General features: G+C 64.5%; 23 protein-coding genes and 3 pseudogenes. 15 read left to right on the forward strand and 11 right to left on the reverse strand.

The genetic code is table 11. The features are described 5' to 3' along the window. Positions 1–170 precede the first annotated feature (170 nt). The 4 genes from ACQ86E_RS01520 (at position 171) to ACQ86E_RS01535 (ending at position 5328) form a co-directional block, all read left to right on the forward strand. Positions 171–1676, forward strand: a complete 1506-nt coding sequence (locus tag ACQ86E_RS01520) for a M81 family metallopeptidase (RefSeq protein ID WP_431203903.1) — start codon at positions 171–173, stop codon at positions 1674–1676. 14 nt (positions 1677–1690) lie between these two features. Further along, positions 1691–2854, forward strand: a complete 1164-nt coding sequence (locus ACQ86E_RS01525; RefSeq protein ID WP_431203904.1) for a M20 aminoacylase family protein — start codon at positions 1691–1693, stop codon at positions 2852–2854. Positions 2855–2856: 2 nt separating this feature from the next. Continuing rightward, positions 2857–4278, forward strand: coding sequence for an amidase (locus ACQ86E_RS01530; protein WP_431203905.1), 1422 nt, complete (start codon positions 2857–2859; stop codon positions 4276–4278). Positions 4279–4437: 159 nt separating this feature from the next. Then, positions 4438–5328 (forward strand): crotonase/enoyl-CoA hydratase family protein, encoded by an 891-nt coding sequence (locus tag ACQ86E_RS01535; RefSeq protein WP_431203906.1) that lies wholly within the window; start codon positions 4438–4440, stop codon positions 5326–5328. Positions 5329–5431: 103 nt separating this feature from the next. Here ACQ86E_RS01535 and ACQ86E_RS01540 read toward each other — a convergent pair whose 3' ends face one another. The 3 genes from ACQ86E_RS01540 to ACQ86E_RS01550 all read right to left on the reverse strand — a co-directional run bounded on the left by ACQ86E_RS01540 (position 5432) and on the right by ACQ86E_RS01550 (position 7861). Next, a complete protein-coding gene (locus ACQ86E_RS01540) occupies positions 5432–6409 on the reverse strand; it encodes an NADPH:quinone oxidoreductase family protein (protein WP_431203907.1) in 978 nt (325 codons plus the stop codon). Further along, positions 6409–7017, reverse strand: coding sequence for a 2-hydroxychromene-2-carboxylate isomerase (locus ACQ86E_RS01545; protein ID WP_431203908.1), 609 nt, complete (start codon positions 7015–7017; stop codon positions 6409–6411). Before ACQ86E_RS01545 ends, ACQ86E_RS01540 begins: the two co-directional genes overlap by 1 nt. 142 nt (positions 7018–7159) lie before the next feature. Then, entirely contained in the window at positions 7160–7861 is a 702-nt protein-coding gene (locus tag ACQ86E_RS01550; protein WP_431203909.1) for a glutathione S-transferase N-terminal domain-containing protein, read from the reverse strand. Between the two features lie 135 nt (positions 7862–7996). Here ACQ86E_RS01550 and ACQ86E_RS01555 point away from each other — a divergent pair, with 135 nt between their 5' ends. Continuing rightward, positions 7997–9019 carry a methionine synthase gene (locus tag ACQ86E_RS01555; RefSeq protein WP_431203910.1) on the forward strand — a complete coding sequence of 341 codons (1023 nt, stop codon included), beginning with the start codon at positions 7997–7999 and terminating at the stop codon, positions 9017–9019. After that, complete coding sequence (locus ACQ86E_RS01560; RefSeq protein ID WP_431203911.1) at positions 9016–9252, forward strand: hypothetical protein; 237 nt, start codon at positions 9016–9018, stop codon at positions 9250–9252. The genes ACQ86E_RS01555 and ACQ86E_RS01560 overlap by 4 nt, the downstream gene beginning before the upstream one ends. Here the strand turns inward: ACQ86E_RS01560 and ACQ86E_RS01565 are convergent. From ACQ86E_RS01565 to ACQ86E_RS01575, 3 genes are all read right to left on the reverse strand, one after another. Then, complete coding sequence (locus ACQ86E_RS01565; protein WP_431203912.1) at positions 9249–9866, reverse strand: hypothetical protein; 618 nt, start codon at positions 9864–9866, stop codon at positions 9249–9251. The genes ACQ86E_RS01560 and ACQ86E_RS01565 overlap by 4 nt on opposite strands. 101 nt (positions 9867–9967) lie before the next feature. Then, on the reverse strand, positions 9968–10495 hold the full coding sequence (gene gpt / locus ACQ86E_RS01570; RefSeq protein ID WP_431203913.1) for a xanthine phosphoribosyltransferase: 528 nt from the start codon (positions 10493–10495) through the stop codon (positions 9968–9970). A gap of 28 nt (positions 10496–10523) precedes the next feature. Beyond that, positions 10524–11261 carry a competence/damage-inducible protein A gene (locus ACQ86E_RS01575; RefSeq protein WP_151649467.1) on the reverse strand — a complete coding sequence of 246 codons (738 nt, stop codon included), beginning with the start codon at positions 11259–11261 and terminating at the stop codon, positions 10524–10526. A gap of 222 nt (positions 11262–11483) precedes the next feature. On the opposite strand from ACQ86E_RS01575, the pseudogene ACQ86E_RS01580 reads away from it, so the two are divergent. From ACQ86E_RS01580 to ACQ86E_RS01605, 6 genes and pseudogenes are all read left to right on the forward strand, one after another. Next, positions 11484–12901: pseudogene (locus ACQ86E_RS01580) on the forward strand (circularly permuted type 2 ATP-grasp protein). A gap of 4 nt (positions 12902–12905) precedes the next feature. Beyond that, positions 12906–13850: an alpha-E domain-containing protein gene (locus tag ACQ86E_RS01585; protein WP_431203914.1), complete on the forward strand. Its 945-nt coding sequence runs from the start codon at positions 12906–12908 to the stop codon at positions 13848–13850. A gap of 80 nt (positions 13851–13930) precedes the next feature. Then, positions 13931–14767: a transglutaminase family protein gene (locus ACQ86E_RS01590; protein ID WP_431206368.1), complete on the forward strand. Its 837-nt coding sequence runs from the start codon at positions 13931–13933 to the stop codon at positions 14765–14767. 89 nt (positions 14768–14856) lie between these two features. Next, positions 14857–15264, forward strand: coding sequence for a carboxymuconolactone decarboxylase family protein (locus ACQ86E_RS01595; RefSeq protein WP_431203915.1), 408 nt, complete (start codon positions 14857–14859; stop codon positions 15262–15264). Positions 15265–15364: 100 nt separating this feature from the next. Then, on the forward strand, positions 15365–16123 hold the full coding sequence (locus tag ACQ86E_RS01600) for a peptidase (protein ID WP_431203916.1): 759 nt from the start codon (positions 15365–15367) through the stop codon (positions 16121–16123). A 26-nt stretch (positions 16124–16149) separates the two neighbouring features. Next, positions 16150–16908: an SDR family oxidoreductase gene (locus ACQ86E_RS01605; protein ID WP_431203917.1), complete on the forward strand. Its 759-nt coding sequence runs from the start codon at positions 16150–16152 to the stop codon at positions 16906–16908. Positions 16909–17111: 203 nt separating this feature from the next. Here the strand turns inward: ACQ86E_RS01605 and ACQ86E_RS01610 are convergent, their stop codons facing one another. Further along, complete coding sequence (locus ACQ86E_RS01610) at positions 17112–18365, reverse strand: MFS transporter (protein WP_431203918.1); 1254 nt, start codon at positions 18363–18365, stop codon at positions 17112–17114. A gap of 147 nt (positions 18366–18512) precedes the next feature. Between ACQ86E_RS01610 and ACQ86E_RS01615 the strand changes: the two are divergent. Further along, positions 18513–19764 (forward strand): annotated as a pseudogene (locus ACQ86E_RS01615) (NupC/NupG family nucleoside CNT transporter). Between the two features lie 216 nt (positions 19765–19980). Here the strand turns inward: ACQ86E_RS01615 and ACQ86E_RS01620 are convergent. Together ACQ86E_RS01620 and ACQ86E_RS01625 are read right to left on the reverse strand one after the other, a co-directional pair. After that, positions 19981–20520 carry a cupin domain-containing protein gene (locus ACQ86E_RS01620; RefSeq protein ID WP_431203919.1) on the reverse strand — a complete coding sequence of 180 codons (540 nt, stop codon included), beginning with the start codon at positions 20518–20520 and terminating at the stop codon, positions 19981–19983. 152 nt (positions 20521–20672) lie between these two features. Then, positions 20673–20960, reverse strand: coding sequence for an usg protein (locus tag ACQ86E_RS01625; RefSeq protein WP_211378660.1), 288 nt, complete (start codon positions 20958–20960; stop codon positions 20673–20675). Positions 20961–21338: 378 nt separating this feature from the next. Between ACQ86E_RS01625 and ACQ86E_RS01630 the strand changes: the two genes are divergently transcribed. After that, positions 21339–21653, forward strand: a complete 315-nt coding sequence (locus ACQ86E_RS01630; RefSeq protein ID WP_015685161.1) for a co-chaperone GroES — start codon at positions 21339–21341, stop codon at positions 21651–21653. A 44-nt stretch (positions 21654–21697) separates the two neighbouring features. Further along, positions 21698–23338, forward strand: coding sequence for a chaperonin GroEL (gene groL, locus ACQ86E_RS01635; RefSeq protein WP_431203920.1), 1641 nt, complete (start codon positions 21698–21700; stop codon positions 23336–23338). Positions 23339–23407: 69 nt separating this feature from the next. Here groL and lepB read toward each other — a convergent pair. Both lepB and ACQ86E_RS01645 read right to left on the reverse strand, forming a co-directional pair. Then, positions 23408–24197 (reverse strand): annotated as a pseudogene (lepB, locus tag ACQ86E_RS01640) (signal peptidase I). 101 nt (positions 24198–24298) lie between these two features. Then, positions 24299–25138 (reverse strand): LysR family transcriptional regulator, encoded by an 840-nt coding sequence (locus ACQ86E_RS01645; RefSeq protein WP_431206369.1) that lies wholly within the window; start codon positions 25136–25138, stop codon positions 24299–24301. Positions 25139–25160 lie beyond the last annotated feature (22 nt).

The raw sequence follows: 25160 nt of genomic DNA on the forward strand, positions 1-25160 counted from the left end.
TGTCTCCGCGGAGGGATCCTGGATTGCTTCGCTACGCTCGCAATGACGGTGATCGCGGAAAGCATTCCCAAAACAGCTTGAGGCCATGCACGGCGCGAGTGCGTCCCGCCTTGCTCTCTCCGCAAGGCCAAGGCTAACGTCCCCCCTCTTTGCTCACTGGACCAGAATTGATGACACGTATCGCCGTCGGCGGCTTCCTGCACGAGACCAACACCTTCGCTCCGACGAAGGCGACATTCGCGGACTTTCAGCACGGCGGCGGCTGGCCGGCGATGACGGAAGGGCCCGACGTGCTGAAGGTGATGCGGCGCATCAATGTCGGCCTCGCCGGCTTCGTCGACAGCGCCGAAGCCAACGGCTGGGAACTGGTTCCGACCATCGCCTGCGGTGCGAGCCCGTCGGCGCACGTCACCAGGGATGCGTTCGAGCGCATCGTGAAGGTGATGGTCGACGGCATCGCGGCCGCCGGCCCGCTCGACGCCGTCTATCTCGACCTGCACGGCGCCATGGTGACGGAGCACCTCGACGACGGCGAAGGCGAGATCCTGGCGCGCGTGCGCCGCGTCATCGGCAAGAACGTTCCGCTGGTCGCCAGCCTCGACCTGCACGCCAACGTCACGCCAGAGATGATGGAACATGCGGACGCGCTGATCGCCTACCGCACCTATCCCCATGTCGACATGGCCGAGACCGGCCGCGCCTCGGCGAAGCACCTCGCGCTGCTCCTGAACACGAAACAGCGTTTCGCAAAGTCATTCCGCCAGTTGCCGTTCCTGATCGCCATCAGCTGGCAATGCACCAACGATTTTCCCACCAAGGGCATCTACGAACAGGTCGCCGCGCTCGAGGGCGATGCGGTTCCGACGCTCTCGTTCGCGCCGGGCTTCCCCGCCGCCGATTTCCGCGACTGCGGCCCGAGCGTGTTCGCCTACGGCAAGACACAAGAAGACGCCGACCGCGCGGCCGATGCCGTCGTGAAACTGATCGAGAGCCACGAGGATGATTTCGACGGCAAGATCTGGTCGCCGGACGACGGCGTGCGCCATGCGATGGAGCTCTCGAAGAACGCCAAGAAACCGATCATCATCGCCGACACCCAGGACAATCCGGGCGCCGGCGGCGATTCCGACACCACCGGCATGCTGCGTGCGCTGGTGCGCAACAAGGCCAGTGCCGCAACCGGCGCCATCTACGATCCGGAATCGGCCAAAGCCGCGCATGCGGCCGGCGTCGGCGCCACCGTGACGCTGTCGCTCGGCGGCAAGTCCGGCATTCCCGGCGACGAGCCCTATCGCGAGACCTTCGTCGTCGAAAAACTCTCCGACGGCCGCTTCATCGCGCCCGGCCCCTATTACGGCGGCCGCGAGATGGAGATGGGCCCCTCGGCAGCCTTGCGGATCGGCGACGTCCGCGTGGTCGTCTCCTCGCACAAGGCGCAGCTCGCCGACCAGGCGATGTATCGCTATGTCGGCATCGAGCCGACCGAGCAGAAGATTCTGGTCAACAAGAGCTCGGTGCATTTCCGCGCCGATTTCGAGCCGATCGCCGAAAAGCTGATGATCTGCGCCGCGCCCGGCGCGATGCCGGCCGACACCGCTTCGCTGCCCTGGACGCGCCTGCGTCCGGGCATCCGCATCAAGCCGAACGGCCCCGTTTTCAATCCCCCTTCACGCTAACCGGACAGGACCACATGCCCACACTCGAGCGCATCGACGGCTATGCCGACGAACTCACCGCCATCCGCCGCGACCTCCACGCTCATCCCGAGATCGGCTTCGAGGAAGTGCGCACCTCCGGCATCGTCGCCGACAAGCTGAAGAGCTGGGGCATCGAGGTGCATCGCGGTCTCGGCGGCACCGGCGTGATCGGCGTCATCAAGGGCAAGGGCGCTGGGAGCAAGCGCATTGGCCTTCGCGCCGACATGGACGCGCTGCCGATGGAAGAGAACACCAATCTGAAATGGAGTTCGAAAATCCCCGGCCGCTTCCACGGCTGCGGCCATGACGGCCACACCACCATGCTGCTCGGCACCGCGCGTTATCTTGCCGAAACGAAGAACTTCGACGGCACCGTGCACCTGATCTTCCAGCCGGCCGAGGAAGGCCTCGGCGGCGCCCGCGCCATGATCAAGGACGGGCTGTTCGAGAAGTTTCCGTGCGACGAGCTCTACGGCCTGCATAACGCGCCCGATCTCAACCACGGCGAGATCGCGATCCTGCCCGGCCCGGCAATGGCCAGCGCCGACTTCTTCGACCTCCGCATCACCGGCTACGGCGCGCATGGCGCGATGCCGGAACGCTCCAAGGACGCGGTGATCATCGCGACCACGCTGGCACAGGCGATCCAGACCATCGTCAGCCGCAACGTCGAGCCGCTGCAAGCCGCCGTCATCTCGATCACGCAAATTCACGCCGGCTCCGCCTACAACGTCATCCCCGGCGACGCGCATCTTTGCGGCACCATCCGCACTTTCTCGAAAGAAGTCCGCACCCTCATCAGCGAACGCATTCGCACGATCTGCGCCGGCATCGCGAGCGCCTATCAGTGCGTGATCGACGTCGACATCCGCGACACCTTCGACGTGCTGGTCAACCAGGTCGAGCAGTCCAAGGTGGTGGAGGACGTCGCGCGCACCATCGTCGACCCCGCCAACGTCATCACCCGCACCCAGCCGAAGATGGGCAGCGAAGATTTCGCCGACATGCTGCAAACCATTCCCGGCGCCTATTTCTGGGTCGGCCATGACGGCTCGGTGCCGGTGCACAATCCCGGCTTCGTGCTCGACGACAAGATCCTGCCAATCGGCGCCAGCATGTTCGCTCGCATCATCGAAACGCGCATGCCAGTGGGCTAGCAATGCCGAAGAAGAGCGTCGAAGAGACGGTCACCTCGCTGCACGATCTGTCCGCGGTCGATCTGATCGCGGGCTATCGCGCCAGGCAGTTCTCGCCGAGCGAGGTGCTGGAGGATTTGCTCACGCACGTCGCCGCGTGGGAACCGCATCTGAAGGCGCTCTATGCGTTCGATCCCGACGGCGCGCGCGAGGCTGCAAAGGCCTCGACCGCGCGCTGGACCGGAGGCGAACCCTCCGGCGCGCTCGACGGCGTGCCTGTGACCGTGAAGGACAACATCGCAACCAAGGGCGTACCCGTGCCGCTGGGCGCCGCCAGCGTCAAGCTGGTGCCGGCCGAGAAGGATGCCCCGCCCGCCGCGCGCCTGCGCGAGGCAGGCTCCATCATCTTCGCCAAGACCACCATGCCTGATTACGGCATGCTGTCCTCGGGGCTCTCCAGCTTCCACGCGCTGGCGCGCAATCCCTGGGACCTCTCCAAGAATCCCGGCGGCTCCAGCGCGGGTGCTGGCGCAGCCGCGGCGGCCGGTTACGGTCCGCTGCATCTCGGCACCGATATTGACGGCTCGGTTCGCCTGCCCGCGGGCTGGTGCGGCCTGGTCGGCCTGAAGCCGAGCTTTGGCCGCGTGCCGATCGACCCCACCTATGTCGGCCGCGTCGCGGGTCCCATGACCCGCACCGTCGACGATTGCGCGCTGATGATGAGCGTGATCGCAAAGCCGGACCGGCGCGACGGCATGAGCCTGCCCGCCGAACCGCTCAACTGGAAGGGGCTGGAGAAGTCTCCGCGCAAGCTGCGCATCGGATTGATGCTGGATGCCGGCGTTGGCCTGCCGGCCGAACGGCCGGTCCGCGACGTTGCGGTGAAAGCCGCCAAGGCATTCGAATCCGCAGGAAGCGTCGTCACCGAGATCGACGGCATCCTCACGCGCGAGATGCTCGACGGCCTCGACAATTTCTGGCGCGCGCGGATGTGGGACGATCTGTCGAAGCTGACGCCGGAAGAGCAGGCCAAGGTGCTGCCCTACATCTTCAAATGGGGCGAGTCCGGCGCGAAACTGTCGGGTGTGGACGTAATCCGCGGCTTCAACCAGACCATGGCAATCCGCGCCGCCGCCGCAAAGCTGTTCTGCGAGCTCGACTACCTGATCTCGCCGACTGCGCCGAACGTGAACTATCCGGCGGACTGGGCTTCGCCGACCAATGATCCGATGCGACCGTTCGAGCACATCTGCTATACCGTGCCGTGGAATATGTCGGAGAACCCGGCGGTTTCCCTCAACGGCGGTTTCGACCCCAACGGCTTTCCGATCGGCGTGCAGATCGTCGGCCGCCGCTTCGACGATATCGGCGTGCTCGGCATGGCCAAGGCCTTCGAGGGCCTGCGCGGCCCGCAGAAGCCATGGCCCAAGCCGCCGGCGCATTGAGGCACTGATACTGTCAGACTGCGACATGGCCGGGGCTTGCTCCGGCCATTGTCGTTTGGTTAGTCAGGAAAGAAGACATGCCCAGTCCGCGCAAGACGGACAGTGGCGCGCATGCATGACGTCTATTCAAGACTGCGTTCAAGAAGGAAGGAAACCACCATGGCGTATGAGACGATCAAATACGAGGTCGCCGAGCAGATCCTCACCATCACGCTGAACCGGCCCGACAAGCTCAACGCCTTCAACGCGCAGATGCAGGCCGAGCTGATCGAGGCGTTCGACGCCGCCGACAAGGACGACAACGTCCGCGCCATCATCGTCACCGGCGCCGGCCGCGGTTTTTGCGCGGGCGCCGATCTCTCGTCGGGCGCCGACACCTTCGATCGCGACGCACGGCGCGGCCCGGTGAAGCGCTTCGCCGACGGCAAGGTCGACTACAGCGATCCGCAGGTTCGCGACGGCGGCGGCCAGGTGACGTTGCGCATCTTCAAATGCCTGAAGCCGGTGATCGCCGCGGTAAACGGTCCCGCCGTCGGAATCGGTGTCACCATGCAGCTCGCCATGGACATCCGCATTGCGTCCGACGCCGCGCGCTTCGGCTTCGTATTCTCCCAGCGCGGCATCGTGCCGGAGGCTGCGTCGAGCTGGTTCCTGCCGCGCATCGTCGGCATCTCGCAGGCGCTGGAATGGTGCTACTCGGGCCGCGTCTTCCCGGCGCAGGAAGCCCTCGCCGGCCGTCTCGTCAGCAGGGTCGTCGCCCCCGATGATCTGCTGCCGACCGCCCGCGCGCTCGCCAAGGAGTTCGCGGCCAAAACCGCGCCGGTGTCGGTCGCGCTAATCCGCCAGATGATGTGGCGCATGATGGGTGCCGACGATCCCATGGAAGCCCACAAGGTCGACAGCCGCGGCATCTATGCCCGCGGCCGGTCCGAGGATGTGAAGGAAGGCGTGGTGTCGTTCCTGGAGAAGCGGCCGGCGCAGTTCAAGGACAAGGTGACGAGCGATATGCCGGATTATTTTCCGTGGTGGACGGAGCGGGAATACAAGTGAGGCTCTCGTAGGGTGGGCAAAGCGAAGCGTGCCCACGCATTTTCCTGACCGAGAGAGATGGTGGGCACGGCGCAAAAGCGCCTTTGCCCACCCTACAGCACCTTCACTCCATCACCAGCGCCACGCGCCCGATCGCCTTGCGGTCCAGCAACAGCCGCATCGCCTGCGCGTATTCCTTAAGCGGCAGGCGGTGCGAGACGTTGGGGCGCAGCTTGCCCTCCTCCGCCCATTGCAGCAGCGCCTTCAGGCGCACGTCACCGAGCGCAGGATTTTTCCGCACGGCCTCGCCCGCGCGCACGCCGAGCACGCTGGCGCCCTTGATCAGCAAGAGATTGGTCTTCGCCGAGCCGATGCCGCCGGTGAAGCCGATCACCAGCAGCCGCGCGCCCCAAGCGATGCAGCGCATCGAGTTCTCGAACACCTCGCCGCCGACGGGATCGAACACGACGTCCGCGCCACGGCCATCGGTGATGCGCTTGACGGCGTCGCGGAACGGCTCGCGATCGTAGCGGATCAGGTGATCGGCGCCCCGCGCTTTCGCGATCGCAAGTTTCTCGTCGCTGGAGGCCGTCGCGATCACGGTCGCGCCCAGCATCTTGCCGAGTTCGACGGCGGCAAGGCCGACGCCGCCGCCAGCGCCGTGCACGAGCAGAACCTCGCCGGGCTCGACTCGGCCGCGATCGATCAGCGCATGATAGGCGGTGCCATGGCCGGCGAGGTAGGTTGCGGCCTCCGCATAATCGAACGTCGACGGCATCGGCGTGAGCTGGCCCGATGTCACCACCGCTTCATCGGTGAAGGCGCCATGGCGCATCTTGACGATGACCTTGTCGCCGACGGCAACGCCGCTCGCCTCCGCGCCCACCTCGGTCACGTCACCGGCGGCCTCCATGCCGGGCGTGAACGGCAGCTCCGGCTTGAGCTGGTATTCCCCGGCGGCCATCAGCACATCAGGAAAATTCAGCCCGGCGGAACGGATCGCGACACGCACCTCGCCCGGTTTCAGGGCGCGCGACGGAAACTCCTCCAAGCGCAAAGTTTCGGGCGCGCCGAGCGCGCGGCAGACGACAGCCCGCACCATCAGGCGGCGCTCGCCTTGCTGCGCAGCAGCGCCTCGCGGATCAGCGGCAGCCGGTCGTTGCCAAAGTACATGTCGGTCTTGCCCACGAAGATCGTCGGCGAGCCGAACCCGCCGCGCGCGACGACCTCTTCGGTGTTGGCCTTGAGCTGATCCTTGATCGCCTGCTCCGAAATGCCCGCGAAGAACTTCTGCTCGTCGATCCCGACCTTCCTGCAGATCTCGGCCAGCACCGCGTCCTGCGAGATGTCCTTGTCGCCGCCCCAATAGGTCTCGAATACTGATGTCGCGAACGGCACCATGTCATTACCCAGCCAGATGCAGCCGCGCATGGCCTTGACGCTGTTCACCGGGAATACGGTCGGCGGCATCTTGATCGACAGCCCAGCCGAGCGCGCCCAGTCCGCAAGGTCCTTCTTCATGTAGCGCGCCTTCAGCGGCACCGGCGTCTCGCGCTGCGCGTAGACGCTCGGATTGACCGTGTTGAAGATGCCGCCGACCAGGATCGGCCGCCAAATGATCTCGACGCCGACCTCCTTCGCCAGCGGCTGGATGTTGTGGAAGGCGAGATAGGTCCAGGGGCTGGAACAGTCGAAGAAGAATTCGATCATGGCGTTTCCTTTGTTTGTATCCGGCACGCTCTCTCCTCCGTCATTGCGAGCGAAGCGAAGCAATCCAGAATCTTTCCGCGGAACCAGTCTGGATTGCTTCGTCGCTTCGCTCCTCGCAATGACGGGGAGAGAGCGGTGGCCGTCACTTCTTTCCCAGTACTTCCTTCGCACGCTGGCCGAACATGATCTTGCGTGATTCTTCGTCGAACGACTCCTTGATGAATTTCCCGATCGCAAGTCCTGCCTGTACCTGGGGCCTGGCGCGCACCTCAGCATACCAGCGCTTGACGTTCGGATAGTCGTCGAGCGTAAAACCTTGCGCCTTGTGGGTCATGGTCCAGGGGAAACAGGCGATGTCGGCGATGGAATAGTCGCCGGCCACATAGGCGCCGGTCCTGGCCAATTGACGGTCGAGCACGCCATAGAGCCGCGCGGCTTCGTCGCGATAGCGCTCGATCGCGTAGGGAATCTTCTCGGCCGCATAGAGCGCGAAATGGCCGTGCTGGCCGAGCATGGGACCAAGGCCGGCCATCTGCCACATCACCCACTGGATGGTGGTGGATCGTCCGCGCAAATCATTGGGCAGGAAGCGGCCGGTCTTCTCCGCGAGATAGATCAGGATCGCGCCGGTCTCGAACACCGGGAACGGTCCGCCGCCGTCGGCCGGCGCGTGATCGACGATCGCGGGAATACGGTTGTTCGGGGAGATCGCCAGAAACTCCGGGCTGAACTGCTCACCGGCACGGATATTGACGGGCTTCACGCTGTAAGGGAGCCCGAGTTCCTCCAGCATGATCGAGATTTTCCAGCCGTTCGGCGTCGGCGCGTAATAGAGGTCGATCATGACCTTTTCCTCCGGCCTCCCTTGGGCCTTCCCTGCTTGCGTCACCGGAATGGCGAGCGACTTTTGTTGTTCTGTACCTCGACGTTAAGACATGGCAAGAGGGGGCGCAACACAACCTGCCGGGAGGGCCGCGCCATGCTGTTTCCAACCACGATCGCCGGCTCCCTGCCGAAGCCGGAATGGCTCGCCGAGCCCAACATGCTGTGGGCGCCCTGGAAATCTGAGGGCGACGCGCTTCTGCGCGCCAAGCGCGATGCGACCATGTTGGCGGTGAAGATCCAGGAGGACGCCGGCATCGATATCGTCACCGAGGGCGAACAGGCCCGCCAGCATTTCGTGCACGGGTTCCTGGAGAAGGTCGAGGGCATCGATTTCGCCCACAAGGTCGAGATGGGCATCCGCAAGGACCGCTACAAGGCAATGGTGCCGCAGGTGGTCGCGCCGCTGCGGTTGAAGGGCCGCGTCCACGCCGAGGAAGCGCGCGTCGCCCGCACGCATACGAAGAAGAAACTGAAATTCACCCTGCCCGGCCCGATGACCATCATCGACACCATCTCCGACAGTTATTACGGCGACCGCGTCAAGATGGCGTTTGCTTTCGCCGAGCTATTGAACGAGGAGGCCAAGGCGCTGCAGGCCGACGGCGTCGATCTGGTGCAGTTCGACGAGCCCGCCTTCAACGTCTACATGGACGAAGTCAACGATTGGGGCATCAAGGCGCTGGAGCGAGCCGCAGAGGGACTCACCTGCACCACTGCCGTGCACATCTGCTACGGCTACGGCATCAAGGCCAACACCGACTGGAAAGAGACGTTGGGCAGCCAGTGGCGGCAGTACGAGCAGATCTTCCCGGCAATCGACGCGAGCCCGATCCAGCAGGTCGCAATCGAGTGCCGCAACTCGAAGGTCCCGCTCGATCTGCTCGCGCTTCTGAAGAACAAGATCGTGCAGGCCGGCGTAATTGACGTTGCCAGCGACGAAGTCGAGACCGCCGAGGACGTCGTCAAGGTGATCGACGCAGTGTCGAAGTTCGTGCCGAAGAGCAACATCATCGCCACCACCAATTGCGGCATGGCGCCGATGCGCCGCGACATCGCCGAAGCCAAGCTGATGGCGCTCGGCGCCGGCGCGGCGCTGGCGCGCGAGAAGCTGGGATGATGGCGGTGGTTCGTTCGATGCTCGTCGTCGCGGCTTTCGCGGCGATCACGCTGCCCGTGCGCGCGGAGGATCGCTCCGTGCTCTCGAACTGCAAGGCGATGGTCGCGCGCGCAGCGAAGGATGCCAGCGCCGCGAGCGAAGCCGAGTTGACCCGTTGCCGCCAGGTGATCCGCGAATGGGCGCTGCGCGATGCCCGAACCACCGTGGATGAAGAGGGCAAGCCGCTGCGCTAGCTGCGCGCGGTAGGATGCAGCACCGGCTGATATCCGGCGATAATCGCGCGCAGCGTGGATGGCGGCGTCAGCAACATCGGGCGATCGAGGGCGCGTGCATGCGGGACGTAGCCCTGGGGTGACCACAGCAGCGCCTCGCCCTGTGCGGCCAGGAAGCAGTCGTCGTCCTGCTGCACCATCGCGCCGTCGGGCAATTCCGCGAGCGGCATCGGCAGCGCATGCAAGCGCTTGCTCCCATGATCGAGCCGCTCCAGATGAAGTTGGGCATCCATCGCCCTTGCGGTCACGTTACGCGCACCATTCGCCGCTTCCCACGCCGCGCGAAACCGCTTGGCATCGTCGCGGCGGCAGAAGAAGCAGGGCCGATGTCCCGCCGCCAAGGCCGTGGCTTCGTCGAGGAAGAACAGCTCGGTCCAGCTCCGCCGCGCCATCACCGGCCTCCGCCAACCGCGAAATTCACACAGGCAGGTGATCCATGCCGGCGATGACCAGCGCTTCTTCAGCAGCGTCTTCGTCGCGGGATCATGGATGATCCCGCGATTGCCGGTGAACAGGCCGCGATGCGGCGTGGCGATGATGTCGCCGGTCGGCGTGACGCGGTTTTGCAGGGGCATGGCTGCCTCCACTCATCATTGCGAGCGGAGCGAAGCAATCCAGACTATGTCCGCGGATACATTTCTGGATTGCTTCGCTTCGCTCGCAATGACGGCGGGAATCACGCCGCGCCGTCGCGGAGCGGCGGGTGGTAGGACAGCGCGGTGTCCCACGGGAAGAATATCCACGTGTCCTGCGACACTTCCGTGATGAAGGTGTCGACCAGCGGACGCCCCATCGGCTTGGCGTAGACGGTGGCGAAATGCGCATCGGGCAGCATCTTGCGGACCAGCCTGCCGGTCTTGCCGGTGTCGACGAGGTCGTCGACAATCAGGAGGCCCTTGCCGGTGCCGCCGCCGAGCTTCATCGCTGCTTCCGAGATGCCCTTGAGGACCTGGAGCTCCCCCTGCTTATCGTGGTCGTAGCTGGCGATGCAGACCGTGTCGATCACACGCACTCCGAGCTCGCGCGCCACGATCGCAGCCGGCACCAGGCCGCCGCGGGTGATCGCGATCACCGCGTGGAACGGGCCGACTTCGTTGAGGCGCCAGGTCAGCGCCCGGCAATCCCTGTGGAACTGGTCCCACGAGACCGGGAAGGCCTTGCCGGCCCGCTCCTGCGCACTCAGTTCCGGTGCTTCACCAGCCATCGTCGTCTCCTGCTTCGTCCGCCGGCAGCTACCGGGTGATGTTCAATCCCGCCAGCATGTCCTTCACCGCGGCCATTGCCGCTGCGAGCTTGTCGGCATCGCGCGAGCGCACCACCAGATTGGTGTTGGGCTTCTGCTCCTCGTCCATGAAGGGATAACTGCCGATGATGGTGTCGGGATGGGCGGCGGCGATTTCCCGCAGCGGGCTGCCGATGTCGCCCTCCCGCGCGTTGGCGCGAACCGATTCGGACAGCATGCGCACGCCGGATTTCAGCTTGGGCGAGACGATGTCCATCATCGCCTGCATGATCGACGGCACGCCGGCCATCACGATGACATTGCCGATCTTGAAGCCGGGGGCGAGGATGGTGGCGCTCTGGATCAGCTCGGCGCCGTCGGGAATGCGGGCCATGCGCAGCCGGGCCTCGTTGAGGTCCTGCTCGCTCCAGCGCTCCTTAAAGCGGGCGACTACTTCCGGATGGTGGTCGATGCCGACGCCGAAGGCCTTGGCGACGCTGTCGGCGGTGATGTCGTCATGGGTCGGCCCGATGCCGCCGGTGGTGAAGACATAGGTGTAGCGATGCCGCAGCGCATCCAACGCGGCGATGATGTCAGCCTCGTCGTCGGAAACGACCCGGACTTCCTTGAGGTCGATGCCGATATTGGTCAGGTATTCGGCGATGAAGCCGATATTCTTGTCCTTGGTCCGGCCGGACAGGATTTCATCCCCGATGACCAGAATGCCTGCCGTGACGATCTCGCTCATGCCTTAAGTCCCTCACCTGTCGGCCCGACTTTGCCGAGGTAACGCGTTGAAGTCACGCGGTTTTGCTGCCGAAATAAGCAGTCCTCAGCCATTTTTTCAGGCAAGCCGCCGATCGTCCCCGGTAAATGTTGCCAGTCCATGCTTATCGCGCTGGCCCGGCCCTTGCTACCACCCGGGTAAGTCATGCACTGTCAGGCATGGCCAGGGAGACAGTCGGGATCTATGGCAGTCGCGTTTGACGAAATGAACATTCCCGGCGGGGACCTTCGCCCCGCCTATCAGGAGCTGGCGCGCTGGCTCAAGGAGACGCCTCCCGAGGCGCTTGAATATCGCCGCCAGGAAGCCGAGCTCCTGTTCCGCCGCATCGGGATCACCTTTGCCGTCTATGGCGATTCCGAATCCACCGAGCGCCTGATTCCCTTCGACGTGATCCCGCGGATCATGTCCGGCAAGGAATGGGGGTGCTGGAAAAGGGCCTGAAGCAGCGCGTGAAAGCGCTCAACATGTTCCTGCGCGACATCTATCACGGCCGCGATATCCTGCGTGCCGGGATCGTGCCCGACGACCTGATCTTCCAGAATCCGGTGTTCCGCCCGGAGATGAACGGCCAGCAGGTGCCGCACGACGTCTACGTGCACATCGCCGGCATCGACATCGTCCGGGTCGACGCCGAGGACTTCATCGTGCTGGAGGACAACGCGCGCACGCCGTCCGGCGTGTCCTACATGCTGGAAAACCGCGAGATCATGATGCGGCTGTTTCCGGATCTGTTCGCCCGCCACAGGGTGGCGCCGGTCGAGCGTTATCCGGACGAGCTGCTCTCCGCGCTTCGCTCGGTCGCCCCGCAGGGCGCCTCCGGCGAGCCGACGGTCGCGCTGCTCACGCCGGGCGTCTACAACTCGGCCTATTACGAGCACTCCTTCCTCGCCGACAAGCTCGGCATCGAGCTGGTCGAGGGACGCGACCTCATCATCAAGAACAACGAAGTGTTCATGCGGACGACCGAGGGGCTGAAACGGGTCGACGTGATCTACCGCCGCGTCGACGACGATTTCATCGATCCCCTCACCTTCCGCCCCGACTCCGTGCTCGGTGTGCCCGGGCTGATGTCGGCCTATGCGGCCGGCAACATCACGCTCGCCAACGCCGTCGGCACCGGCATCGCCGACGACAAGGCGATTTACTCCTACATGCCCGATATCGTGAAGTTCTATCTCGGCGAGGAGCCGATCCTGAAGAACGTGCCGACCTGGCGCTGCCGTGAGCCGAAGGATCTCGCCTATGTGCTGGACAATCTGAACGAGCTCGTCGTCAAGGAAGTGCACGGCTCCGGCGGCTACGGCATGCTGATCGGACCAGCCGCGACGAAGGCGACCATCGAGGCGTTCCGGGAAAAGCTCAAGCGCGAGCCGGAAGGCTTCATCGCACAGCCGACGCTGGCGCTGTCGACCTGCCCGACCTGCACCGCGTCCGGTCTCGCGCCGCGGCACGTCGATCTGCGGCCCTTCGTGCTTACGGGCAGCAAGACCACGACGATCGTGCCCGGTGGACTGACACGTGTTGCGCTGAAGGAGGGCTCTCTGGTGGTGAATTCCAGCCAGGGCGGCGGCACCAAAGACACCTGGATCCTGGACGAGTAGTCAGATGCTGTCGCGTACCGCCGAAAACCTCTACTGGCTCGCCCGCTACGTCGAACGGGCCGAATATCTCGCGCGCACCATCGATGCGACTTTGCGCGTCACCGCGCTGCCCGCCACCTATATCGGCAAGACCAACGAATGGGACTCGGCGCTGCTGACCGCCGGCGTCGCCGCGAGCTTCTATCAGCAATATGAGGAAGCCAACGAGCACAACGTCGTCGAATACCTCTCGTTCTCGCCGAACAACCCGTCCTCGATCCGGAACTGCATCGAGGCGGCGCGGCTGAACTCGCGCTCGGTGCGCACCGCCCTCACCAGCGAGATGTGGGACACCATCAATTCGGCCTGGATCGAGTTGCAGGAGGTCTGGAGCAAGGGTGCCTCGACGCGCGAGGAGCTCGCCAAATTCCTGCGCTTCGTGCAGGAGACCTCGCTGCGCTTCGACGGATCGGCCTACCGGACCATGCTGCGCAACGACGCCTACTGGTTCTCCCGGATGGGCCTGCATCTCGAGCGCGCCGACAACACCGCGCGCATTCTCGACGTGAAGTACCACGTGCTGTTGCCCGAAGAGGAGCATGTCGGCGGCCCGCTCGATTTCTACCAGTGGACCTCGATCCTGCGCTCGGTCTCGGCGCTGACGGCCTATCACTGGGTCTATCGCGAGACGCTGAAACCCTGGCTGATCGCGGACCTGCTCATCCTCAACGACACGCTGCCGCGATCGCTGGCGAGCTGCTACGGCAACCTCGTGCGCAATCTCGACCAGATCGGCGTCGCCTATGGCCGCCAGGGCCCGGCCCAGCGCCACGCCCGCGGCATCCGCAACCGGCTCGAACACAGCAATATGAACGACATTTTCCAGCATGGCGTGCATGAATTCATTCAGGAATTCATCGCGGACAATTCCAGGCTGGGCGAAATCATCACGAAGCAGTATTTGATCTGATACTGCCTCTATTCCGGGGCGCCCGCAGGGCGAGCCCGGAATGGCGACGCCAGAACAACGGATCCCCATGCGCCTGCAGAATCCAGCACACCACGACCTATCGCTACGAGCCGCCGGCCACCAGCGTGATCCAGATCCTGCGCATGACACCGTGCAGCCATGACGGGCAATATGTGGCGGAGTGGCAGATCGACGTCTCCACCGATACCAAGCTCGATACCCATGAGGACGCATTCGGCAACGTCACCCACGTGCTGTCCTGCGGCCCCGTCGGCGACATCAAGATCATCGCCGAGGGCCTGATCGAGACCCATGACACCGGCGGTGTGCTGCGCGGCGCCGACGAACGCTTCCCGGCCGACATGTTCCTGCGCACGACCGAACTGACCGAGGTCAATCTGGCGATGGCGGCGGTCGCGCGCCAGTTGCGCAGCGAAGCCGAGAGCGACACGCTCGGCTTTCTGCACACGCTGATGACGGAGATCGGCGACCACATGACCTTCGACGAGGATCCGACCAACAGCGGCACCTCGGCGGCCGAAGCGTTTACGCTCAAGCGCGGCGTCTGCCAGGACTACGCGCATATCTTCATCGCCTGCGCTCGCAGCGGGGGCGTGCCGGCGCGCTTCGTCTCCGGCCATTTCCTGCGCGCCGACGGCACGGTGCATCAGGACGCCGGCCATGCCTGGGCGGAGGCCTACGTTCCCGACCTGGGCTGGGTCGGCTTCGATCCCGCCAACAGCATCTGCACCACCGACGCCCATGTCCGCGTCGCGATCGGGCTCGATTATCTCGGCGCGGCCCCTGTGCGCGGCACCCGCTATGGCGGCGGCACGGAGACGCTGACGGTCGCCGTCAAGGTCGAGCAGGCCGGCCGCGGTGGGCAATCGCAATCGCAATCACAGCGGCAGACTTGAGCACGGCCGCATTCGTCACGAGACTCTGCCGGCTGACCGGATCAGCCGTGCTATGATCGCAGGGTCAGATCAGACCCTGCGAGGACCCCATGGCGACCGTAAAACTGCTTTCGGACGACGAGCTCTCCGCTGAAGCGCGCGCCGTTTTCGACGACATCCGCAAGGTGCGGCAGTCGGACTTCGTCAACAATTTCTGGCGCGCGCTGGCGCACGATCCGAAGACGTTGCGGCGGACCTGGGAGAGCATCAAGCAGGTGATGGCGCCTGGGGCGCTCGATCCCAAGATCAAGGAAATGATCTATGTCGCGGTCTCGGTGGCGCATGGCTGCAGCTACTGCATCCACTCGCACACCGCGGGCGCACGGGCGAAGGGCATGACCGAGGCCGAATATGGCGAGATGCTCGCCATCGTCGGCATGGCCGCGGAGACGAACCGGCTGGTCACCGCGCTGGGCGTTCCGGTCGACGAGGCATTTCTCGTCGATGCCGCGGACTGAGGCCCCTTCCAGCGGATACATGGCTCCCCTTGGGAACAGGGGGTTACATGCCCCCTGAAATTGGCTAGTAATTCCGCGCAAACGCGTTCGGGGATCGGAAATGACCTATTGTTGCGGAATCCTGGTTCGGGACGGTCTGGTGATGATCGCCGACACCCGCACCAATGCCGGCCTCGACAACGTCTCGACCTTCCGCAAGCTGCACATCTTCTCCAAGCCCGGCGACCGCATCATGGCGATCGCCAGTGCCGGCAACCTCGCCATCAGCCAGTCGGTGCTCTCCACCCTCACCGAGGGCCTGGAAGACCCCACCACCGGCGACATCGAGACGCTGATGAACGCGCCGACCATGTTCCAGGCCGCCCAGCGCATCGGTCGGGCGATCCGGGCCGTGCATGCGACTGAAGGGCCGGCGCTGAAGTCCGAGGACGTCTCGTTCGACGTCTCCTTCCTGTTCGGCGGCCAGATCAAGGGCGCGCGGATGCGCCTGTTCATGGTCTACACGGCGGGCAATTTCATCGAGTGCACGACCGACACGCCTTACCTGCAGATCGGAGAGCACAAATACGGCAAGCCGGTGCTCGACCGCGCCATGCATTACGACGTCGAGCTCTACGAGGCGCTGAAGACCGGCCTGATCTCGATGGACTCCACCATGCGCTCCAATCTCGGCGTCGGCCTGCCGATCGACGTGCTGGTGGTGCGGGCCGACGCCTGCGATGCCGATCTCAACCACCGCATCGAGGCCGGCGAGCCCTATTTCCACGATCTGCGCTCGCGCTGGTCGGCGGCGCTGCGCGCGGCGCATCAGAACATCCCGCGGCCGCCCTACAAGAACGAAAAAGAACCGAAAACCTGACAGCTCAAGAGAAAAGGCAGGAAACGATGAGTGAAGCAAACAAGATCGCAGTGGTGACGGGCGCAGGCACCGGTGTCGGGCGCGCGGCATCGCTGGCGCTGATGAACACCGGCTTCACCGTGGTGCTCGTGGGACGCCGGCTCGACATGCTCGAGGAGACCGCCAAGCTCGGTCTCGCAGGCAAGAGCCTGTGCGTCACCGCCGACATGACCAAGCCGGACTCCATCGCCGCCCTGTTCGACAAGGTGAAGGCGACCTACGGCCGGCTCGACGTGCTGTTCAACAATGCCGGCATGGGTGCCCCGCCGGTGAACTTCGAGGATCTCAGCCTCGAACAGTGGCAGGCGGTGGTGAACACCAACCTCACCGGCCCGTTCCTGTGCACCCAGCACGCCTTCCGCATCATGAAGGATCAGAGCCCGCGCGGCGGCCGCATCATCAACAACGGCTCGATCTCGGCGCATGCGCCGCGGCCGTTCTCGGCGGCATACACCTCGACCAAGCACGCCATCACCGGCCTCACCAAGGCCTCCAACCTCGACGGGCGCATGTACGACATCGCGGTCGGGCAGGTCGATATCGGCAACGCTGCGACGCCGATGACCGACCGCATGGTCGCCGGTCCCGGCGTGATGCAGCCCGACGGCACGATGAAGCACGAGCCGCGCATGGACGCGAAAGCGGTCGGCGATGCCGTCGCCTATATGGCCGGCCTGCCGCTCGACGCCAACGTGCTGACCATGACGGTCATGGCGACGAAGATGCCGTTCGTCGGACGGGGCTGAACAAAAACTGCGAAAACAACCCCATGCACAGTAGGCGTCAAGACGACGCCTGCAGTTGCCGGCCGCCGGGGTGACGTGACGTAAATCCCCGTACTGCCTCCACAATCGTCATTGCGAGCGCAGCGAGGCAATCCAGACGGCCAAACGCGGCGAGATTCTGGATTGCTTCGCTGCGCTCGCAATGACGGGGAGAGAGCGGAGCCCTACTCCAGACTCTCCACCTGCCGCAGGCTGGGAAACAGCTTCATCCACAGCAGCGCCACCGCGACGGTCGCGACGCCGCCGAGCACGGCGGCTGGCATCGCACCAAGCAGCGCGGCGGCCACGCCGCTCTCGAACTGGCCGAGCTGGTTGGAGGCGTTGATGAACAGAAAGTTCACCGCGCCGACGCGGCCGCGCATCTCGTCGGGCGTCGCAAGCTGAACCAGCGAAAAACGGATCACGACGCTGATCGTGTCGGCGGCGCCCAAAATCGCGAGCGAGAGCACCGACAGCCACATCCAGGACGACAGCGCGAACACGATCGTGGCGAGGCCGAACACGATCACGGCCTGGAACATGCGCAGGCCGACGTGACGCGAGATGGCGTGACGCGCCAGCACCACCGTCATCAGCAGCGCACCGACCGCCGGCGCCGCGCGCAGGATGCCAAGCCCCATCGGGCCGGTCTGGAGAATGTCGCGGGCATAGATCGGCAGCAGCGCGGTGACGCCGCCGAACAGCACCGCGAACAAATCGAGCGAGATGGTGCCGAGAATCGCCGGATTGCTGCGGATGAAGCGGACGCCGGCATAGATGTTATCGGCGTCCGTCCCTTCCTTGGCCACCGCCTGCGGGCGCGGGCGGATGAAGCCGGTCAGGATCATCCCGAATATCCAGAACAGCAGCATCACGGCATAGGCGAGATGCGGCGCGATCGCATAGGCGAAACCGCCGAGCGCGGGGCCCGTAATGGTCGCGACCTGCGCCGCGCCGCTGGATACGGCGGTCGCGCGCTGGAGCGATCCTTGCGGCGCGATCGCCGGCAGCAGCGCCGCGGTGGTCGGGCTCTCGAAGGCGCCGGCAATGCCGAGCACGAAGGTCGCGATGAAGATCTGCACTTCGCTGACCGCGCCGAGATAGGTGATGACACCGAGATACAGCGCGGTCGCAGCTTCCACGAGCTGGCAGAGCTGGACCACGCGCTTGCGCTCGAAACGGTCGGCGGCGTGGCCGGCGACGAACACCAGCAGCGCCGTGGGCAGGAACTGCACGAGGCCGACCATGCCGAGGTCGAAGGCCGAGCCGGTGAGGTCGTAGATCTGCCAGCCGATCGCAACCGCGGCGATCTGGCTGGAGAAGCGCGACAGGCTGCGCGAGAGCACGAAGAGCAGGAAAGCACGGTGGGACAGCAGCGCGCGGGCGCTGACCGGCGGATTCACCTGTCGCGGCAGCTCTTCGCTCAGCTTCTGACTCACCTTTTTGGGACCGTCCGCGCCTGATCTTGACGACGCCCCGCGTGGCTGACGCGGACCTTCTTGTCAACAGCGGGCGGCTCTGATCACCTCCCGGCATTGCGTTTGCAACGCATGCACGGCCATAATCATTGGAGGTTTGGGGACATCATGCTGCGGCTGCAATCGGCACTCGGCATTTTCGCATTGCTGCTGCTCGCCTTCGCGCTGGCCGAGAATCGGCGCGCCGTCTCGCTGCGGCAGGCGGTGATCGGCCTCGTCGCAACCTTCGCCACCGCGATCCTCCTGATGAAGGTGCCCGTCGTCGCGCGCGCCTTCGGCACCATCAACGATGCAGTCGGCGCGATCTCGGCGGCCTCGCGCGCCGGCTCCTCCTTCGTGTTCGGTTATGTCGGCGGCAGCGCGCCGCCTTTCGACGTGAAAGTGCCCGGCGCCGATTTCATCCTGGCGTTCCAGGCGCTCCCGATCGTGCTGGTCATGAGCGTGCTGACGACGCTGCTGTTCTATTGGCGCGTGCTGCCGCCGGTGGTGCGCGGCATGGCCTGGCTGCTGGAGCGGACGCTTGGCGTCGGCGGTGCGGTCGGGCTGTCGACCGCCGCCAACATCTTCCTCGGGATGGTGGAGGCACCGCTGTTCGTGCGGCCGTATCTGACGCAGATGACCCGCAGCGAATTGTTCCTGGTGATGACCGGCGGCATGGCCGGCATCGCCGGCACGGTGCTGGTGCTCTATGCGACGCTCCTTGCTCCGCTCATCCCCGATGCTGCCGCGCATTTCGTCATTGCCTCCGTGCTGGGCGCACCGGCCGCGATCCTCGTCAGCCTGATCATGGTCCCTGAAACCTCCGACAAGCGAACCGGCGGTACGGCTCGAGGATCCCGAGATGGAGGTCGCCAGCACGATGGATGCGATCGTGAAGGGCACCGGCGCGGGGATCGAGCTGCTCATCAACATTGTCGCGATGCTGCTGGTGTTGGTGGCGCTGGTCTATCTCGTCAATGCCATGCTCGGCCTGCTGCCGCATGTTGGCGGCGCCGCGATCTCGCTGCAGCGCCTGCTCGGCCTCGTGATGGCGCCGGTGTGCTGGCTGATGGGATTGCCGTGGGATCAGGCCGTCACCGCCGGCAGCCTGATGGGCACCAAGACCGTGCTCAACGAGTTGATCGCCTATGTCGACTTCTCGAAGCTGCCGCCCGACGCGCTCGATCCGCGCTCGCGCCTGATCATGCTCTACGCGATGTGCGGCTTCGCCAATTTCGCCAGCCTCGGCATCATGATCGGCGGGCTCGGCATGATGGCGCCGCAGCGGCGCGAGGAGATCAACGCGCTCGGATTGAAGTCGATCGTATCGGGGACGCTGACGACGTGCTTGATGGGCGCGGTGGTGGGGGTGTTGGCGTAGCCAGGAGCCCGTAGCCCGGATGGAGCGCAGCGCAATCCGGGAAAGTGTACGCCGTCGCGGGCAGCGGCCCCGGATTACGCTGCGCTCCATCCGGGCTACGAAGACACCCTCCCTGTCATTGCGAGCGAAGCGAAGCAATCCAGAGATACATCCGCGGAGAGAATTCTGGATTGCTTCGTCGCAAGGGCTCCTCGCAATGACGAGGAGAGATGAGCGCTACGCCTTCAGCTCCACCGTCTTGAACTCCGCCGGCAGGATCACCTCCAGCAGTTCGACGTCATCAGAATAATCCAGGATCATGTGCTTGATCTTCGGCGGCTGGGTCCAGGCACTGCCTTCCTTCATCAGGGTCTCGCCCTGCCCCTCCATGTAGGTCTTCACCCAGCCCTTGAGGACGTAGACCATCTGGAAGTCGACGTGGTGGAAGTGCAGCTTCGACACCTCAGCCGGATCGCACGGGCCCTGTAGCCTGATCACGTGAGCCTGCGCGAGGCCGTGGCTTGCGGCGGCGATGCCCAGGTCGCGGTACTTGGCGTAGGCGCGCAGGCCGTCCGCCTTGAAGTCTTCTTCGCGGTGATGGCTGATGGCGATGCGCTGCTTGGGACGGGCGGGCTTTTTGACTGTTGATACGACGGGCGTCGCGCTGGCCTTTGCCTTCAGCACCTTGCGCGCGGCGGATCGCACCGCGACCTTGGCCCCGCTCCGCTTCTTCACCACGACCTGCACTGCGCTGCGCGATTTTGCCTTCTTGGCCATGCACGGCCTCCCCTTTTGTTATGGGGGAAGGCTAGCACATAATGAGATATCGTAGGGTGGGCAAAGCGCAGCGTGCCCACCATTGCCAGATGCAGATGGATTGTGGGCACGGCGTGCGCGCCTTTGCCAACCCTACAATTCCGGTGTCCGTCTCAATGCAGCCGGAACACGCCGTCCACGGCGCGCAGCTCGGCCGGCTTGATCAGCTTGGAATGCGCAACCGTTACCGAGTGGAGCGGACCGTCGAGCTTCTCCTGCCAGAAGGCCAGAAAATCCTTCAGCGCCGGGAATTTCGGGAAGAGATCGTAATTCTGCCAGACGTAGGTCTGAAGCAGCGAGGGATGATCCGGCATCCGATAGAGGATTTCCGCCGTCGTCAGCCCGTAACCCAGCACCTGTTTCCGAAAGTCGTCGGAAACAACCCCAACCCGCGAGACCATGCCAACCTCCTTTGCAGGAGCGCATATTCGAGGGGTGGCTTGCCGGTACGCTGCTACGAGCCACCCGGAGACGATGCGCTCACATGAGAGAAATGTGACGCAAACTGACAATCCATCTCAAGCCCAAAAGTTTAACAAGCTGTTGAAATTCAATGCGTTAGCAGCAGACATGACTCCGTGCTAATACGGCCCCAATTGCCGGTTAACGCTGGTAAAGGAATTTGGCAGGCGCACCTTCTGAGTGCTTATTTTTCTGCTAGAAGCCCTTGCCCCCGCAAAAATCCTGGCTTATCTCAGCAGTGCCCACGCTGGCACTCGCTAGCAGGGACTGCTAACAATCCAGATTTATCAACCCGAGCAATTGCTTAGGAGGACTGCATGAAATTCCGTCCGCTTCACGACCGCGTCGTGGTCAAGCGCATCGACGCAGAAGAGAAGACCGCTGGCGGCATCATCATTCCCGACAGTGCCAAGGAAAAGCCCTCGCAGGGCGAAATCGTCGCCGTCGGCCCGGGTGGCCGCGACGAGGCCGGCAAGCTGATCCCGATCGACCTGAAGGTCGGCGACCGCGTGCTGTTCGGCAAGTGGTCCGGCACCGAGGTCAAGATCGACAATGTCGACCTGCTGATCATGAAGGAAAGCGACATCATGGGCGTCCTCGACGTCCCCGCTTCCAAGAAGAAGGCGGCCTAAGAGCCCCCTCTCTCACCCAGCTAAACACCTAAGGAAAAATCCACATGGCAGCTAAAGAAGTCAAATTCTCCGTCGATGCGCGCGACAAGATGCTTCGCGGCGTCGACATCCTCGCCAACGCGGTGAAGGTCACGCTCGGTCCCAAGGGCCGCAACGTCGTGCTCGACAAGTCGTTCGGCGCTCCCCGCATCACCAAGGACGGCGTCACCGTCGCCAAGGAGATCGAGCTCGAGGACAAGTTCGAGAACATGGGCGCGCAGATGGTGCGCGAAGTCGCCTCCAAGTCCGCTGACGCGGCCGGCGACGGCACCACCACCGCCACCGTGCTGGCCCAGGCGATCGTGCGCGAAGGCGCCAAGTCGGTTGCCGCCGGCATGAACCCGATGGATCTCAAGCGCGGTATCGACCTCGCGGTCGAAGCCGTCGTTGCGGACCTCGTCAAGAACTCCAAGAAGGTCACCTCGAACGACGAGATCGCCCAGGTCGGTACCATCTCGGCGAACGGCGACGCGGAGATCGGCAAGTTCCTGTCCGACGCCATGAAGAAGGTCGGCAACGAGGGTGTCATCACCGTCGAGGAAGCCAAGTCGCTCGAGACCGAACTCGACGTCGTCGAGGGCATGCAGTTCGACCGCGGCTACATCTCGCCCTACTTCGTCACCAACGCCGACAAGATGCGCGTTGAGATGGACGACGCCTACATCCTCATCAACGAGAAGAAGCTCTCGTCGCTGAACGAGCTGCTCCCGCTGCTCGAGGCCGTAGTGCAGACCGGCAAGCCGCTGGTCATCGTCGCCGAGGACGTCGAAGGTGAAGCGCTTGCGACCCTGGTCGTGAACCGCCTGCGCGGCGGCCTGAAGGTCGCGGCCGTCAAGGCTCCGGGCTTCGGCGATCGCCGCAAGGCCATGCTGCAGGACATCGCGATCCTGACCGGCGGCCAGGCGATCTCGGAAGATCTCGGCATCAAGCTCGAGAACGTCACGCTCAACATGCTCGGTCGCGCCAAGAAGGTGATGATCGACAAGGAGAACACCACGATCGTCAACGGCGCCGGCAAGAAGGCCGACATCGAGGCGCGCGTGGCCCAGATCAAGGCGCAGATCGAGGAAACCACCTCGGACTACGACCGCGAGAAGCTCCAGGAGCGTCTGGCGAAGCTCGCCGGCGGCGTCGCGGTGATCCGCGTCGGCGGCGCGACCGAGATCGAGGTGAAGGAGCGCAAGGATCGCGTTGATGACGCGATGCATGCGACCCGCGCTGCGGTCGAGGAAGGCATCGTCCCGGGCGGCGGCGTCGCCCTGCTCCGTGCTTCCGAGCAGCTCAAGGGCCTGCGCACCAAGAACGACGACCAGAAGACCGGTGTCGAGATCGTCCGCAAGGCGCTGTCGGCTCCCGCTCGCCAGATCGCGATCAACGCCGGCGAAGACGGCTCGGTGATCGTCGGCAAGGTCCTGGAGAACAAGTCGTACGCTTTCGGCTTCGACTCCCAGACCGGCGAATACGGTGACCTCGTCAAGAAGGGCATCATCGACCCGACCAAGGTGGTCCGTACCGCGATCCAGAACGCAGCCTCGGTTGCGGCCCTGCTGATCACCACGGAAGCCATGGTCGCCGAGCTGCCCAAGAAGGGCGGCGCCGGCCCCGCAATGCCCCCGGGCGGCGGCATGGGCGGCATGGACTTCTAAGTCCAGCCATTCAGGCGAAGTCAAAAATGCGAAACCCCGGCAGCGATGCCGGGGTTTTTGTTTTGTTCGTCATTCCGGGGCGCGACGAAGTGGCGAGCCCGGAATGACGGAAGTATCCCTCACCTCCCCCATCCGCTCGAAACGCGGCTCGCCGTCGTCGTCGAGCGACCAGATGATCCGCGTCACGCGGCCCACGAGATTCTCCATGGGGACAAAGCCCATCGTAGTCGTCACGCGGCTGTCGGTGGAGTTATCGCGGTTGTCGCCGAGCATGAAGAGATGACCCGGCGGCACGGTGTAGACGCCAGTGTTGTCGTAATAACCGTTGTCGACGCAGTCGTAGGTGACGTAGGACGCGCCGTTCGGCAGCGTCTCGCGCCAATTCCTGACTTTCGCGTCGTCGGTGCCGCAGGCGGCCTCGCCGTCCGCCTCCTTGAGGGCGATGCGAGGTCACCGGCTTCTCATTGAGAAAGAGTTGGCCCTGCCGCATCTGGATGCGGTCGCCGGGCAGGCCGACCACGCGCTTGACGTAGTCGACCGATGTATCCTTTGGCGTGCGAAACACGACGATGTCGCCATATTCGGGCTCCGCGGCAAAGACACGGCTCGAGATCAGGGATGATGCAAAGGGAAACGAATAGGGTCCGTAGCCATAGGCGCGCTTCGAAGCGAAGACGTAGTCGCCGGTCATCAGCGTCGGCATCATCGAGCTCGAGGGAATGCTGAACGGCTGGTACAGGAAGAAGCGAAACAGGAACGGCGGCGACCACAGCACCGGGATCAGCAGGATCAGGACGACGATGGCCTTCCATTCCCGCGATTTGGCTTTCGGCCGGATAGTTTCCTCGAGGATGGTCATGCGTCTGCCCGATCTCAACTTTTTCCCGCGAGATTACGCAACCTGCGCGGGCGCGCAATCCCATGATTTGGTCGCGCCCCGCATCAATCGCGTTCACGCCGTCAGCCGCGCGAAAGATCCGCGAAGCATGCCCTCACCCAGGCGATCGTCACGCGTGTCGCCGGATCGCGCTTGAGGTGGTTCTGCACCAGCAGCCAGACGTCGCGGCCCCTCGGCAGCAGCGTCGCGTGCAGGCTGCGGTCGGCGAGCAGCGGGGCGCAGCTGTGCTCGGGCAGCACGCCGACGGCCTGATGCGACTGGATCAGGGTCTTGATGATGCGGACGTTGTCGGTGACGCAGCGCATGTTTGTCAGCCGCTTGGCGCGCAGGAACTGCTGCTCCGGAATGGTGTCGAGCTCGTCCGGATAGACACATGTGACCGGTTCGCCGCCGCTGCGGTCGGCGGGCTCGAAGAAATACAGCCTGACCTCGCCGAGCTTCGAGATGGTGAAATCACCCTTCTCCGGCTTGCGCAGGCGAATGGCAAGATCGGCCTGCCAGCGCGAGAACTTGACGTTGCCGCTGGACGTCAGAAACTCGAGTGTGAGCCCGGGATGATCGCGCAGGAAGGCACCTGCGTGCGGCGCCAGCAGCTCTTCGGCAACCGCATTGGTCGAGGCAATGCGCAGCCGGCCGACCGGGCCCACCTGGCTCTCCTTGATGCGGTCGATCGCGGCGACATGGGCGGCCATCGCGCCGACATGTTCGAGCACCGCTTCGCAATGGCGGGTCGGCCGGCGCAGCCCGTCCACCGCGTCGAACAGCGGCACGCCGAGATCGCGCTGGATCCGCGCAAGCCTGCGGCCGACCGTGGTCTCGTCGATGCGCAGCCGCGCGCTGGCGCCGGCATAAGTGCCCTCGTCCCTCACCGCGGCAATGATGCGCAGATCGTCCCAGTTCATGGCGATGAGACTAGCAGGCACA

The organism is Bradyrhizobium betae (assembly GCF_050632175.1).
GTDB lineage: Bacteria > Pseudomonadota > Alphaproteobacteria > Rhizobiales > Xanthobacteraceae > Bradyrhizobium > Bradyrhizobium betae_B.